This is a genomic window from Mesorhizobium sp. CA5 (genome assembly GCF_020165105.1).
Classification (GTDB): Bacteria; Pseudomonadota; Alphaproteobacteria; order Rhizobiales; family Rhizobiaceae; genus Mesorhizobium.
In genome coordinates, this window is sequence record NZ_JAIUHJ010000015.1 from 75,271 (window position 1) to 88,104 (window position 12,834).

13 protein-coding genes are annotated in these 12,834 nt (G+C 63.9%); 6 read left to right on the forward strand and 7 right to left on the reverse strand.

Annotation, left to right across the window (positions count from 1 at the left end; all coding sequences use genetic code 11):
* The first annotated feature begins 49 nt into the window (after positions 1 to 49).
* Complete coding sequence (locus LB529_RS19740; protein ID WP_224712062.1) at positions 50 to 976, forward strand: LysR substrate-binding domain-containing protein; 927 nt, start codon at positions 50 to 52, stop codon at positions 974 to 976.
* Between the two features lie 38 nt (positions 977 to 1,014).
* Here the strand turns inward: LB529_RS19740 and LB529_RS19745 are convergent, their stop codons facing one another.
* Positions 1,015 to 1,584 (reverse strand): hypothetical protein, encoded by a 570-nt coding sequence (locus LB529_RS19745; RefSeq protein ID WP_224712063.1) that lies wholly within the window; start codon positions 1,582 to 1,584, stop codon positions 1,015 to 1,017.
* A gap of 112 nt (positions 1,585 to 1,696) precedes the next feature.
* Between LB529_RS19745 and LB529_RS19750 the strand changes: the two genes are divergently transcribed.
* From LB529_RS19750 to LB529_RS19760, 3 genes are all read left to right on the forward strand, one after another.
* Complete coding sequence (locus tag LB529_RS19750) at positions 1,697 to 1,930, forward strand: DUF2093 domain-containing protein (protein ID WP_040986608.1); 234 nt, start codon at positions 1,697 to 1,699, stop codon at positions 1,928 to 1,930.
* A gap of 132 nt (positions 1,931 to 2,062) precedes the next feature.
* Positions 2,063 to 2,827: a glycosyltransferase family 92 protein gene (locus LB529_RS19755; protein ID WP_224712064.1), complete on the forward strand. Its 765-nt coding sequence runs from the start codon at positions 2,063 to 2,065 to the stop codon at positions 2,825 to 2,827.
* Between the two features lie 113 nt (positions 2,828 to 2,940).
* Positions 2,941 to 3,879, forward strand: coding sequence for a UDP-glucuronic acid decarboxylase family protein (locus tag LB529_RS19760; RefSeq protein WP_224712065.1), 939 nt, complete (start codon positions 2,941 to 2,943; stop codon positions 3,877 to 3,879).
* 80 nt (positions 3,880 to 3,959) lie between these two features.
* Here LB529_RS19760 and lpxK read toward each other — a convergent pair whose 3' ends face one another.
* The 6 genes from lpxK to LB529_RS19790 form a co-directional block, all read right to left on the reverse strand.
* Positions 3,960 to 4,988, reverse strand: coding sequence for a tetraacyldisaccharide 4'-kinase (gene lpxK / locus LB529_RS19765; protein WP_224712109.1), 1,029 nt, complete (start codon positions 4,986 to 4,988; stop codon positions 3,960 to 3,962).
* A gap of 74 nt (positions 4,989 to 5,062) precedes the next feature.
* Positions 5,063 to 6,379 (reverse strand): lipid IV(A) 3-deoxy-D-manno-octulosonic acid transferase, encoded by a 1,317-nt coding sequence (gene waaA / locus LB529_RS19770; RefSeq protein ID WP_224712066.1) that lies wholly within the window; start codon positions 6,377 to 6,379, stop codon positions 5,063 to 5,065.
* Positions 6,376 to 7,155 carry a lysophospholipid acyltransferase family protein gene (locus LB529_RS19775; protein WP_095767821.1) on the reverse strand — a complete coding sequence of 260 codons (780 nt, stop codon included), beginning with the start codon at positions 7,153 to 7,155 and terminating at the stop codon, positions 6,376 to 6,378. The genes waaA and LB529_RS19775 overlap by 4 nt, the downstream gene beginning before the upstream one ends.
* A gap of 5 nt (positions 7,156 to 7,160) precedes the next feature.
* On the reverse strand, positions 7,161 to 7,406 hold the full coding sequence (locus tag LB529_RS19780; protein WP_041002569.1) for a DUF4170 domain-containing protein: 246 nt from the start codon (positions 7,404 to 7,406) through the stop codon (positions 7,161 to 7,163).
* Positions 7,407 to 7,481: 75 nt separating this feature from the next.
* Positions 7,482 to 8,291 carry a 3'(2'),5'-bisphosphate nucleotidase CysQ gene (locus LB529_RS19785; RefSeq protein WP_224712067.1) on the reverse strand — a complete coding sequence of 270 codons (810 nt, stop codon included), beginning with the start codon at positions 8,289 to 8,291 and terminating at the stop codon, positions 7,482 to 7,484.
* Positions 8,278 to 9,624, reverse strand: a complete 1,347-nt coding sequence (locus tag LB529_RS19790) for a TldD/PmbA family protein (RefSeq protein ID WP_224712068.1) — start codon at positions 9,622 to 9,624, stop codon at positions 8,278 to 8,280. The genes LB529_RS19785 and LB529_RS19790 overlap by 14 nt, the downstream gene beginning before the upstream one ends.
* 284 nt (positions 9,625 to 9,908) lie before the next feature.
* On the opposite strand from LB529_RS19790, the gene LB529_RS19795 reads away from it, so the two are divergent.
* Together LB529_RS19795 and LB529_RS19800 are read left to right on the forward strand one after the other, a co-directional pair.
* Entirely contained in the window at positions 9,909 to 11,729 is a 1,821-nt protein-coding gene (locus LB529_RS19795) for a glycosyltransferase (RefSeq protein WP_224712069.1), read from the forward strand.
* Entirely contained in the window at positions 11,726 to 12,832 is a 1,107-nt protein-coding gene (locus tag LB529_RS19800) for a glycosyltransferase family 2 protein (RefSeq protein WP_224712070.1), read from the forward strand. The genes LB529_RS19795 and LB529_RS19800 overlap by 4 nt, the downstream gene beginning before the upstream one ends.
* The last annotated feature ends 2 nt before the right edge of the window (positions 12,833 to 12,834 follow it).

Below are 12,834 nucleotides of genomic sequence, written 5' to 3' on the forward strand. Positions count from 1 at the left end.
CCATTGCCGGCCAATTGACAAACGACCAATTCGAGGGTCAGCTGTGAGCATGGATCACAGCTCTGACCAGATACTGCCGCTTGAAACCCTGCGCGCCTTCGATGCGGCGGCGCGCATGGGGAGTTTTTCCGCGGCGGCTGAAAAGCTCAACCTCACCCATGGCGCGGTGAGCCGCCAGATCGCCAAGCTGGAGGACTGGCTTGGCTTGAAAGTGTTCGAGCGCAACGCGCGTGGCGTGACGCTGACGATCGAGGGCAACCGGCTGCATTTGAGGACCGCCGAGGCCTTCGCGCTGATCTCGTTCAACTCCGATCGCTGGGTCGAGCCGCGCGGTACCGCCGTGGTGCGGCTGGCCTCGATCCCGTCGGTGAGCGGGCTATGGCTGATGCCGCGCATGGCCGCGCTGGAGAACCATCCGACCAAGCTGCGCATCGTGCTTGACGTCGACAACCGCCAGGCCGATCTCGCCGACGAAGGCATCGACCTTTCGGTGCGCTGCGGGCGCGGCCGCATTCCGGGCCGCGTCTCGGTGCAGCTGTTCGAGGAGCATATTTTCCCGATCGCCTCGCCGGAGCTGGCGAAGGAGATCGGACGAGGCGACCCTGCCCGGCTGCTGAAATTCCCGCTGATCAACGATTCCGACGCATCCGCCTGGCGCGCATGGCTCGCGGCGCAGGACATGGACTATCGCCCGCGTCCGCAGGACCGGCGTTTCGAGGACTACAATCTGGTGCTCGATGCGGCCGCGCATGGGTTGGGCATCGCGCTGGCGCGGCCGCCGCTGACGGCGGACCAGCTCCAATCCGGCCGCATCGTTGCCGTCGACGATCGCGTTGCGCTCAATCCGGTATCTTATTGGATGGACCGCCCGGTCGGCCGGCCGCGCGCGGCGGCGGCGGACCTTGCCAGGCGCATTGCCGAACAGGCAGGGCTTGCTCCGGATAAGCTCGAAGCTTTCCTTCAGGACGACGTCTGAGCGCGATCAGCGAAGCAAGAGCACCATAATCGTTGCCGTCATCGCCGAGACGATGGCCGTGACGACCGAGATCGTCCAAAGGGATATCGGCGCGGATTCCGATCGCGGGGCATGACCAGCCGGACCGACTGCGGCACCGCGCGGCCGCGGCGCGTTGGCGTTGGCCGCGACCAGCATCGCGGCGGAACGACGGCCGGCGAAAATGTGGACAATGCAGGCGCAACCGGGGCCCTGGGCGCATTGTCGGCGACCGCTGCCGATGGCGGGGCGAAGCCGCGCGGTGCCTGATCGGTATCCGTCGCCGCCCTGCCCGTCGAAGGTCTTGCCGGCGCATCGCCTAAGGCGGCATCGGGCTCCATGACGGCCCGGTAAGCGTCCTCGGCCTCGGAGGACGACAGGCGTGGCGATGCCTGAGCTGCAGGGCGCGGCAGCGCGTTTTGCAGCGACTGGGCCGCGATTTGCGCCGCCTGCACCATTGATGGCACCGGCGGCTGGACCAGCGTCTTGATTAAAGCCGCCGTCGCCGGATCGGCCTTGGGCGAAGGCACCGCCTGCGGGGTGAGCGCCTCATTGATCAGCGTGTTCAAGCGCGTCGAGGTGATGTCCATGCCGGGTTCCCGGAACCATTTGCCGCTCAGCCATACTGCATGAGCATTGCGTCAAGCTTGACGTTGCTTGCGATTTGTGGCGATTGAACCCGATGAACTCAAGCGTCCTTTCATGATGAACCGTTTCGAAGGCCCGGGCGGCAGGGAAGCCCGGATCCGCTATCTCGACGGCGACTTCCAGGTCACCAGTCCCGGCTCTTTCGTGCGCTGTGCGGTGACGGGCGAGAACATTCCGCTCGACGAGCTCAAATATTGGAGCGTCGCCCGGCAGGAGCCCTATGTGAACGCCGCGGTGTCGCTTGCCCGCGAGATCGAGATGCACCCGGAATTGCGCAAGCGGGGATAAGCCTGGCGTGCCCATGGTGCCGCGGCCATCAACCTCGACCGCTTACGGACTGCAATGAAAAACTTCTGGAAATCTCTCAAAACTGTTCTTCGCATGCCGCTTGTCATGCGTGCGAGATGGCGCGATCGGGCGGTGTCGAGGGCGCCCCGATTCAAGCTGACGGCCTGCGCCATCTTCCGCCAGGAAGCGCCGTTCCTGGCCGAATGGATCAGGTTCCATCAGAATGTGGGATTCGAGCATTTCTATCTCTACAACAACTTCTCTACCGACGACTTCAAAGCCGTATTGAACCCGTTCATCCAGGAAGGCCTGGTTACGCTGGTCGACTGGCCGCGGCCGGTGGGACAGCTGTCGGCTTATAGGGACTGCATCCGCAGGCGCTGGCGCGAAGCGTTGTGGATCGGATTCTTCGACATCGATGAGTTTCTTTTCGCGCCCGACGGACGTGACGTACCCTCGGTTCTGAGGGACTATCGCGACCTGCCAGGCGTTTGCGTCTGGCAAGCTTTCTATGGCTCCTCCGGCCAAGTCGAGCGACCGGGACGGCCGGTGGTCGAGGCCTATACGATGCGAGCCGGGCCAGACATCACGACGGTCAAGACAATCCTCAACCCGCGCATGGTCTACAGAGTGGGCGTCCATCAATCGAAATTCCTGTCCGGTGAAGGAATGGACACCCGTCGACGGACCATCGCGCCTGGCATGCCTCCCCAGTTCGATATCCTGAGGATCAATCACTATTGGTCGCGATCACTTGCCGACCTCGACCAGAAAATCCGGCGCGGCGACGCCTCGACTTCCGCGCTGCGCGACAGGGATTGGCATTTCGACTTCGAAAGCAAGCTCAATGTCGAGCGCGACGAGGCGATCCTGCAGGCGATGCGGCGCGCAGGATAGCCGTAGCCACTTCTTCCCTTCCCATCGATGGTCCCACTCCGTCGTTTCAGTGCTGACACTTTCGCCTTTCTGGGGCTATAGACAGCAAAGGGCGACGGGTACGGGGGTTTGTTGTGAAGGTTCTTGTGACGGGTGGGGCCGGCTTTATCGGCTCGCATCTTTGCGACCTGCTGCTGGCACAAGACCGGCAGGTACTATGTGCCGATAATTTTTCCACCGGCTCGGCAGAAAATATCGGTCATCTTCTGGGCAATCCACATTTCGAGTTTCTGAGGCACGACGTTACCGTGCCTCTCAAAGTCGAAACGGATGAAATCTTCAACCTCGCCTGCCCGGCCTCGCCTGTTCACTATCAGCGCATTCCGATCGAGACCACCAGGACCTGCGTCTATGGGGCGATCAACATGCTCGATCTTGCACGCGCTTCCGGGGCCAGGATCCTTCAGGCATCGACATCCGAGGTCTATGGCGATCCGCAAGTCCATCCCCAGACCGAGGCCTATTGGGGCCACGTCAATCCGATCGGGCCGCGCAGTTGCTACGACGAAGGCAAGAGATGCGCCGAGGCGCTGTTCTTCGACTACCGGCGTCAGTCGAAATTACCCATCAAGGTGGTGCGCATATTCAATACATACGGGCCTCGCATGCACCCGTCGGACGGACGGGTGGTCAGCAATTTCATCGTCCAGGCCTTGCAGAACGATCCCATAACCATCTACGGCGACGGTAGCCACACCCGCAGCTTCTGCTATGTCGACGATCTCGTCGATGCGATGGTTCGGATGATGGCTACGCCCGACGATTTCGTGGGCCCCCTCAACGTCGGCAACCCGACGGAAGTCACGATCCTGGAACTGGCCGAACTTGTATTGAGCCTTGTGGGCGGCAAGTCCAAAATCGAGTTCAAGCCCCTGCCGCAGGACGATCCCCGCCAGCGCCAACCCGACATAGGTCTGGCGCGGTCGACGCTGGATTGGTCTCCTCGCGTCGCTCTCGAGGATGGGCTCGGCGAGCCGGTTCGCTACTTCCGCCGCCTCATCAACGGCAATTGACGGTGGGCGCGCCGCTTTAAGTCTTTGTCTTCATGCATGTCGTTATCGCAAAACCGCTGCACACTTTTGCGCGACATGCATTAGCCCCGCATCTTGCGCAGGCGCCAGGCGTCGAGCGTCTCGTCGACGATGCGTTCGGGCACATGATCGAGCTCGAACACGGCCTCGATGTCGAGCACGTCCAGCTGGGCGAGGAAACCGGCAGGCGTCTCGCCATGGCGCAGCCGCGCGGCGTCCTTTGCGGTGGTGACGAGGCGCAGCCCCTCCTGCCGCGCTAGCGCCAGCAGGTCGGCAAGCTCGTCCTGGGCGTAGAAATGATGATCCGGAAAAGCGCGCGACTGAGCCACTTCGCCGCCCGCGCCGCGCACCGTGTCGAAGAATTTCTCCGGATGGCCGATGCCGGCAAAGGCCAGGAAGCGGCCGCCGGCGAAGCGCGACGGATCGGCCGGCTCGACATGCGCCAGGAAGATCGGCCGGCCGGCGCGCGCCGCCTGGCGCACGACGCCGTCGGCGGCGGTCCCCTCGCCCATCTTCAGCAAGCCGCTGGTGAAGACCAGCTGGTCGACGACCTTGGCGCGGAGCGGCCCGCCCGGGATGACGCGGCCGTTGCCGATGCCGAAGCGGGCGTCGACCACGACCAGCGCATAGTCGATATGGACGCGCGCCGACTGGAACCCGTCATCCATGATCAGGAAATCGCAGCCACGTTCTTCGATGAGCAGCTTCGCACCGGCGGCGCGGTTGGCCGTCACCGCGACGGGCGCATGCTCGGCCAGGAGCAGCGGCTCGTCACCGACATGCTTGGCGGCGTCGTGATGCGCATCGACGACATGCCGCTTCGCGAACGAGCCGCCATGGCCGCGCGACAGGAAGCCTGGCGTGAGTTGCATGCGTCTGGCCTGCTTGGCCAATGCGATGGCGACCGGTGTCTTGCCGCTGCCGCCGACGGTAAGGTTGCCGACGCACAGGACCGGCGCTGCGACCTTCTCGCGCGGCGCGTGGCGCATGCGGCGGCCGGCGACCAGCCCGTAGATCGCCGATGCGGGCGACAGCGCAAGCACGCGCCAGTCCGGCTTTTCCCACCAGAAGGGTGGCGCTTCGCTGGTCATCGCGCCTGCCCCATGCGTCTCGGCTTCGCGCATGGACTTTTCCAAAAATCGGATCCGATTTCTGGGGTCATGATCTAGCGCCCGTTTGCGCCTTTCAGGCGCGCCTTGACGACCAGAGGCTGGATATAGGGCTCCAGCGATTTCAGCGTGCGGGCAAGCGCGCCGCGCATTTCGTCGACGGTGGCGGCACCCGCCGCCATCATCTCGTGGCGCGCCACTTCGTTGGTCAAAAGGAAATTGACGGCGCCGGCCAGCATGTCACGGTCGCGCACCAGCTTGGCGCCGCCGCTGTCGAGCAGGCGCTGATAGGCCTCGCGGAAATTCTGCACGTTACGCCCGGCCAGCACGGCGGTTTCGAGCATCGCCGGCTCGAGCGGGTTCTGGCCGCCTTGCGAAGTCAGCGAGCGGCCGACAAAAGCGATCTCGGTCAGCCTCAGATAAAGGCCCATCTCGCCGATCGTATCGCCGAGCAGGATGTCGGTATCATGGGAGATGCGGTCGCCCTTGCCGCGCCTTGCCACGGACAGGCCCATGCCGGAAATCTGCGCGGCCAGCGCATCGGCGCGATCGGGGTGACGCGGCACGACGATGGTCAAGAGCCCGTGATGGCGCCTATGCAGGCTGGCATGGACCTCCGCGGCCACGACCTCCTCGCCATCGTGAGTCGAGATCGCAGCCCAGGTCGGACGGCCGCCGATCTGGCGCTGCAGGGTGGCTAAGGCCCGCTCGTCGACCGGCGGCGGGTTGGTGTCCACCTTGAGGTTGCCGGAAACGGTGACCGGCCGGGCGCCGAGCGCGCGGAACCGCTCGCCGTCGACATCCGACTGGGCGATGACGTGGGCAAGATTCTCGAACAGCGCCTCGGCAACGCCGGCGCGCTTCTTCCAGGACATGAAGGAGCGGTCCGACAGCCGGCCGTTGACCAGAACCTGCGGCACGTTGCGGGCGCCAAGCTCCAGGATGGTCATCGGCCAGATTTCCGATTCGGCGATGATCGCCAGTTCCGGCCGCCAGTGATCAAGAAAACGGCTTACCGCGGGCTTCAGATCGAGCGGCACATATTGGTGGATGATGCGGCTGCCGAGGCGCTCGTCGGCGACCTTGGCCGAGGTCACGGTGCCGGTGGTCAAAACGATGTTGACGCCATAGTCGAGGATGCTCTCGACCAGCGGCACCACCGCGATCGTCTCGCCCACGCTTGCGGCATGGATCCAGATCACCGGTCCTTCCGGACGGGGACGGCCGGCGATGCCATAGCGTTCTCGGCGGCGGACACGATCCTCCTTGCCGCGCGAGGCGCGCCAGGCGACATAGGGGCCGATCAGCGGATAGGCGGCCGCCCCCGCATAGCGATAGGCAGTCAGGGCCGCACGCGCCCAGCGCTCGCTCATTTGCCGCCGTCCACGAGGCGATAAGCCTCAGCCGTCGCGGCGTTGAGGGACGCCGTGACCTCCTGGCGCTTGCGCTCCATCTCGGCATCGTCGGCATCGGCGGGCACGAAGACTGGCTGGCCCACGATGACCGCGGAGCGGCCGAACGGCAGGTTGATGGTGGTCTTGTCCCAGCTCTTCTCCAGCACCTTGCGGCGGCTGGTGGCGATGGCCGATGGCAGGATCGGCCGGCCGGAAAGCCTTGCCAGGAGAACGATGCCAAGCCCAGCGTCGCGCGGCGTGCCATTCGGAATGTCGGCGATCATGGCGACGTTCTTGCCGGTGGCAAGCGCCTTCCTCAGCGCGATCAAGGCCTTGGCGCCGCCCTTGTCCAAATGCCTCGAATTGTCGCGGCCGCCGGAGCCGCGCACTGCCTCGATGCCGAATTTCTCGATCATCAGCGCCTGGAGCTCGGCGTCGGCGCTGCGCGAAACCATGGCGACCAGCGGCCGGCCCTCGGGGTAATAGGCAGGGGTCAAAAGGTGCTGGCCGTGCCAGAGCGCGATGATGCCCGGCTCAAGATGCGCATAAGCGCCGCCGGCTACCCGGGTCGAGCCTTCGACGAGCGGGCTGGTGACGCGAATCAACCGCAAGAACCAGGCGAACAGGCTGGCGATGAAGTTCTTGACGAAACTCGACTGCGCCAAAGGCTCGCGGATGCGCCGCCACAGCGTGCGCGTTCCGCCGCGTCTGGCGGCGCGCGGCCGGGTCGCCCCTTTCACCGCTTCATGCTCCATCGACGTCAACCGCCGACCTTCGATTCTGGATCGAGCAAGCGGTGCAGATGAACAACGAAATAGCGCATATGAGCATTGTCGACACTTGCCTGCGCCTTCGCCTTCCAGGCGGCGTGCGCCGATTGATAGTCGGGATAGATGCCGACAATGTCGAGCGCGTCCAGGTCGCGAAACTCGGTTCCACCCAGCTTTTTCAGCTCGCCACCGAACACCAGGTGCAAAAGCTGCTTCTTTCCGTCTTCCACGGCCATGCCGATCCTTCGCAGATTCATGAATTTTGTGAAACGTTTAGCCCAAAGCAGCCGATTTTGGAACTGCGGGCCGACTCACGCTTGGTCAATCCCAGCGATCACCCTGGCGAGCACGCCGAGCAGCTCGCCGCTGCCCGCGGCGAGCGCACCATGGTTGATCACCTCGCCGGCATAGCGCGGCGGCTTGCCGGTGCGGTCGAGCAATGCTCCGCCCGCCTCGGCAAGGATGAGGTCTGCGGCGGCGATGTCCCAGTCATGCGCGCTCGGCTTGACGAAGGTCGCATCGAGCTTTCCGGCGGCGATCATCGCCAGCCGATAGGCAAGCGAAGGGATGTAGGCCGTCCGCCGCAGCCTGTCCTGCCATGCCGGCGGCATCAAGTCGACCAGCGGCTTGGGTCCGCCGATATCGACGCTTTCGCCCAGCGGGCGCACATAGATGCGCTTGTCGTTGAGATAGGCGCCCTCGCCCGGCAGCGCCCAATAGGTCTCGCGTTTGGCCGGGCATTCGAGCACGCCGGCGAGCGAGCGCCCGTTCTCGACCACTGCGACGCTGACACACCAGGAATGCAGGCCGTCGAGAAAGCCGCGCGTGCCGTCGATCGGGTCGACCACGAAGGTGCGGCGGGCCGACAGCCTGGCATGGTCATCGGCGGTCTCCTCCGACAGCCAGCCATAATCCGGACGCAGCCGGAGCAAGGTCTCGCGCAGGTAGGTATCGGCGGCGTGATCGGCCTCGCTCACCGGCGAGGTGCCGCCCTTCATCCACACCTGCGGATTCTTGCCGAAATAGCCCATGGCGATGGCGCCGGCCTCGCGGGCGGCGTCGCGCAGCAAAGCGAGGTCGTCGCGGGCCTCGCTCGAGGTCAATTGGTCAAGCGCCGGCAAGGGTCATCCCTTCGATCAGGAGCGTCGGCGCCGCGGTGCCGAAATTGCGGTCGAGATCGTTCGCCGGAACCATGTTGAGGAACATGGCCTTCAGGTTCGAGGCGATCGTCACCTCGGCGACCGGATAGGTCAATGCGCCGTTCTCGATCCAGTAGCCGGAAGCGCCGCGGCTGTATTCGCCGGTCACCATGTCGACGCCCTGGCCGAATACCTCGGTGACATAGAAGCCGCTCTTCAACGACGCGATCAGATCTTCCGGCGAGCGCTCGCCGGGCTCGATGGCAAGGTTGGTCGAGGACGGCGAAACCGACGAGCCGCTGCGCGAGCCGCGCCCGTTCGTGACAAGGCCGAGCTCGCGCGCGGCCGAGGTGGACAGGAACCAGTGATTCAAGATGCCCTTCTCGACCATCAGCAGCTTCTCGCCCTCGATGCCCTCGCCATCGAAGGGGCGCGAGGCCTGGCCGCGCCGCCGCAAAGGCTCGTCGGTGACGGTGATCGCGGCCGACGCCACCTGCTTACCCATCATGTCGCGCAGGAAGCTGGTCTTGCGGGCGACCGCGGCGCCGTTGATGGCGCCGGCGAGATGGCCGGCAATGCCGCGCGCGACGCGCGGATCGAACACTACGTCGACCGGGCCGGTCTTCGCCTTGCGGGCGCCGAGGCGGCGAACGGTACGTTCGCCCGCCTTGCGGCCGATCTCTTCCGGCGTGTCGAGGTCGGCGAAATGCTGGCGCGACGAGAATTCGTAGTCGCGTTCCATCGCCGTTCCCTCACCCGCAATGACGCTGGTCGAGCGCGAGAAACGCGAGGCGACGTACTGGCCGACAAAGCCATGCGATGTGGCGAGAACCATACCGCCCAGGCCGGCGCCGGCGCTGCTACCCGAGGAATTGGTGACGCCCTTGACGGCCAACGCGGCCGCTTCGGCGGCAAGTGCAGCTTCCTTCAGCTCGTCTGCCGATACCTCTGTCGGGTCAAAGAGGTCGAGATCGCGCAAATTGCGGGCAAGCAGCGCGGGGTCGGCGAGGCCCTGGAACGGGTCTTCGGGCGAAACCCTGGCCATCGCCACGGCACGCTCGGCGAGCGCTTTCGGGTCGGATGCGGCGGCGGTGGCCGAGACGCTCGCCACACGCTGGCCGACGAAGACGCGCAGCGACACGTCCTCGCTCTCCGACGATTCGGTGCCTTCGACCTTGCCCAGCCGAACCGACACGCCGGCCGAACGGCCGCGCACCGCCACCGCGTCGGCCGCATCGGCGCCGGCGCGCCTGGCGGCCTCGACGAGCGCCGCGACGCGATCGGTCAATTTCGCTGCGTCGAGCTTATCGGTCATGCGTTTGTTCCTGTCTGTTCACGCAGTCTGTCAGGTCGGGATCACGCCCGCACCCATGCATTGATGCTCACGCACCGTCTGCGGATGCTCACGCACTATCTGCTGGATGCTCATGCACCATCTATTGTTCCATTGCCGCTTGTGCAATGGGCTCAGGACAATCAGGATACCGCGGCCAAACCGTCCAAAGCGACCGGAAGGGGTTCCGATCGCTGGAACAGTGTCTCGTTCTGACGAAATGGGCTTGGCCGCGCGCGCTTCAGCGCCGGGCTAATGGGGGAAGGATGGATTATTTTGTCGACGGAGAGTTTACCCATGACTGGACCTCCCATCACCTGAAGCTTTGGGAGGAGCTTCTCGGCGACAAGGCCGACACGGCGACGGCTGTGCTCGAAATCGGCTCGTTCCAGGGGCGTTCCGCGCTGTTTTTCCTGCAATTCCTGCCAAAATCCCGCATTACCTGCGTGGACAGCTTTCAGGGCAGCGAAGAGCATCTCGAGCCTGGCTCGAAGCATGAATCTGATATGGCCGAGGTCGAACGACGCTTCGACCGCAACCTAAAGCCCTTCGCCGGCCGGGTCGAGAAACGCAAAGGCCATTCATTGACGATCCTGCCAAGCCTTGCCGGCGAAGGACGGCTGTATGACGTGGTCTATGTCGATGGCGACCATTGCGCCACGTCCGTTTACAGCGATGCCCGACTGGCCTGGGACCTGCTCGACAATGACGGTGTCATGATCCTGGACGATTACCGGTGGGGGCCGGATCTGCCGATGGCCAGGCGTCCCCAGGCAGGGATAGAAGCCTTCCTGAGCCAGGTCGCCGGGGAATACGAGCTGTTGCACCGGGGCCAGCAGATCGTCATTCGCAAGAGCGAGATCGTCGCGGCCAAGTCATTCACGATCGCCGGCCGGGACATTGACGGGCTCGCCGGCGGCGCGCTGTCGCCGCCGCTGGTCAGCTTCGTCGTCATCAACTGGAATTACGGCAGCTATGTCGGCGCGACGATCGATTCCATACGCAGACAGGACTATCCGCATTTCGAGTGCATCGTCATCAACAACGGCTCGACCGATGACAGCGCGCAGGTGATTGCCCGGCATGTCGAAGGCGATCCACGTTTCCGGGTCGAGACGCTGGCGCAGAACCACGGCCAGCTCGGCGCCGCGCTATGGGCTCTGGACAAGGTGAACGGCGGATTCGTCACCTTCGTGGACGCGGACGACGTGCTGTTCGACAACTACGCTTCAACGCACATCCAGGTGCATATGGCATTGCAACGCAGCGTCGGCTTCACTTCGGCCAACGTCGCAGAGATGGACTCGACAGGCACAGCCCTGACGGCCTCGTACCAGCAACTCCGGCTGAACAGACCGGGCGCGCAGCGAGGCCTGCGAGGTGAGCGGACCGTGCTGCGGCTGCCGACCGTCTCCCCGTCGCAATACCGGCTCCTCGACGCCAGCACGGCGACCATACCGCGTGCGCACGTCGGCTGGTTCTGGGCGCCGGGCAGCGCCAACATGTTCCGCACCTCGGTCCTGCATCTGCTGCGGTTGGACGATGGCAGCAAACCCTGGATGACGTCGGCCGACGGCTATTTCAATACAATATGCCATGCGGTTGCCGGCAGCGCGCTGATCGACATGCCCTTGTCCGGCTATCGTCTGCATTCAAGCAATTATTTCGCCACCGGCGAAAGCGTGGAGGGCATTCGCACCGGGACCAGGGAATACGCGGCCAAATTGCGGAAATTCACATATGAAAGCGTCAAGTATCTGATCGAAGGAAGCGAAAGGTTCGACTGGCTTTTAGGGGGCGAGTTCTGGCCGGTCGTGGACCGGGTCACACGAGAAAACCCCGACAGGTTGCGCGACTATTTCAGCGACGAGATCGCGGTCGAGATATTCAAGCGCAACGCGCTGCAATTGAGGTCTGTTTTCGGTGCCAGGAGGTTCAGCAGAGAGGTGCTGGCCCGGTTTTCCGGAGCCCAGGCAAGATCCATCCTCAGAGCCGGTTTCGGAGGCCGAATTCCAATGCGCGTCCTCTCGAAGTCGCTGTTGCGCGATGTCCGCATCTCTCTGAGGATCGGACGGAAGCGACAATGACCGCGCCGAAGATCAGCTTCGTCATCATCAACCACAATTACGGCCAGTATGTCGGCCAGGCGATATCGAGCGTTCTGTCGCAGGATTACGCCGAGTTCGAATGCGTTGTCCTCGACAACGCCTCGACCGACGACAGCCGCGATGTCATCGCGCGATTCGAGAATACCGACCCCAGGCTGGCGTTTGAATATCTGGATGACAACCTGCACCAGATGGGCGCGTTCCTTCACGTTCTGGATCGCCTGGCGGGCGAATTGGTCTGTATCGTTGACGCCGACGATTTCCTGTTCGCGAACTTCGCGGCCTTTCACGCTCAGCTTCATTGCGATTGCCCGACGATCGGCGCCACGTCGGGCGGCGTTCTTGAAACCGATCATGCCGGGCGGCCGCTGTCTTCTGGTTTCGCATGGTTGCTGCACCGCAGAGTGGGCAGCCCCCTTGATCCCGACCGTTCACACTCAGATCACATGATTCTGGGACGACGGGAGCGCGAGCTGCTCTGGCAACAGTCCACGGTGATAGAGCCTCACGAAGCCGGCTGGCACTGGTCGCCTGGTACGGCGAATATGTACAAGCGGCATTATCTCGTCCGATGCAAGCCATCCCTGGCTGTGGTCGGCAATGCCGCGACCGACAATTATTTCATGCCGTTCGTGCATGCCTTGGCTGGCTCGGCCTGCATAGACCTTCCACTTTCGGCCTACCGAATTCACGGGAGCAACGTGCATGGCGCGCAGCCCTCCTTGCCGAACTTGAGGACATTCAGCAAAGCCGCCCATCAGCGTTCGCGCGTGCGGCGAAGTGCTATGGTGCGCGAACTGGCCTCACGTGCCCGGGATTTTGTGTCGACCCACGGACGTGCTTTCTGGACCCTGATGGATGCACCCAGCGTGCCGGACGGGATTTCGTTGAAGGCATATTTCAACGACCCTGCAATTCAGGATATTTTGGCCGATCACTTCGACGAGATCCTGGCGGCGTGCGGGGAAGCCGAGACGCGCGAGGCTTTACGCGCTCGCATGGGGCGCAAAGGCTACAAGCAATTCCTGGCCTTGCAAGGTCAGAGAAAATCCCGACCTGACTCAAGGGCCGACGGCGGCTAAGA

Excerpts from the sequence above, each read along its gene's own strand:
- LB529_RS19740 (WP_224712062.1), top strand. The coding sequence starts at position 50 with ATGGATCACAGCTCTGACCAGATACTGCCGCTTGAAACCCTGCGCGCC.
- LB529_RS19745 (WP_224712063.1), bottom strand. The coding sequence starts at position 1,584 with ATGGACATCACCTCGACGCGCTTGAACACGCTGATCAATGAGGCGCTC.
- LB529_RS19750 (WP_040986608.1), top strand. The coding sequence starts at position 1,697 with ATGATGAACCGTTTCGAAGGCCCGGGCGGCAGGGAAGCCCGGATCCGC.
- lpxK (WP_224712109.1), bottom strand. The coding sequence starts at position 4,988 with ATGACCAGCGAAGCGCCACCCTTCTGGTGGGAAAAGCCGGACTGGCGC.
- waaA (WP_224712066.1), bottom strand. The coding sequence starts at position 6,379 with ATGAGCGAGCGCTGGGCGCGTGCGGCCCTGACTGCCTATCGCTATGCG.
- LB529_RS19775 (WP_095767821.1), bottom strand. The coding sequence starts at position 7,155 with ATGGAGCATGAAGCGGTGAAAGGGGCGACCCGGCCGCGCGCCGCCAGA.
- LB529_RS19780 (WP_041002569.1), bottom strand. The coding sequence starts at position 7,406 with ATGGCCGTGGAAGACGGAAAGAAGCAGCTTTTGCACCTGGTGTTCGGT.
- LB529_RS19790 (WP_224712068.1), bottom strand. The coding sequence starts at position 9,624 with ATGACCGATAAGCTCGACGCAGCGAAATTGACCGATCGCGTCGCGGCG.
- LB529_RS19795 (WP_224712069.1), top strand. The coding sequence starts at position 9,909 with ATGGATTATTTTGTCGACGGAGAGTTTACCCATGACTGGACCTCCCAT.
- LB529_RS19800 (WP_224712070.1), top strand. The coding sequence starts at position 11,726 with ATGACCGCGCCGAAGATCAGCTTCGTCATCATCAACCACAATTACGGC.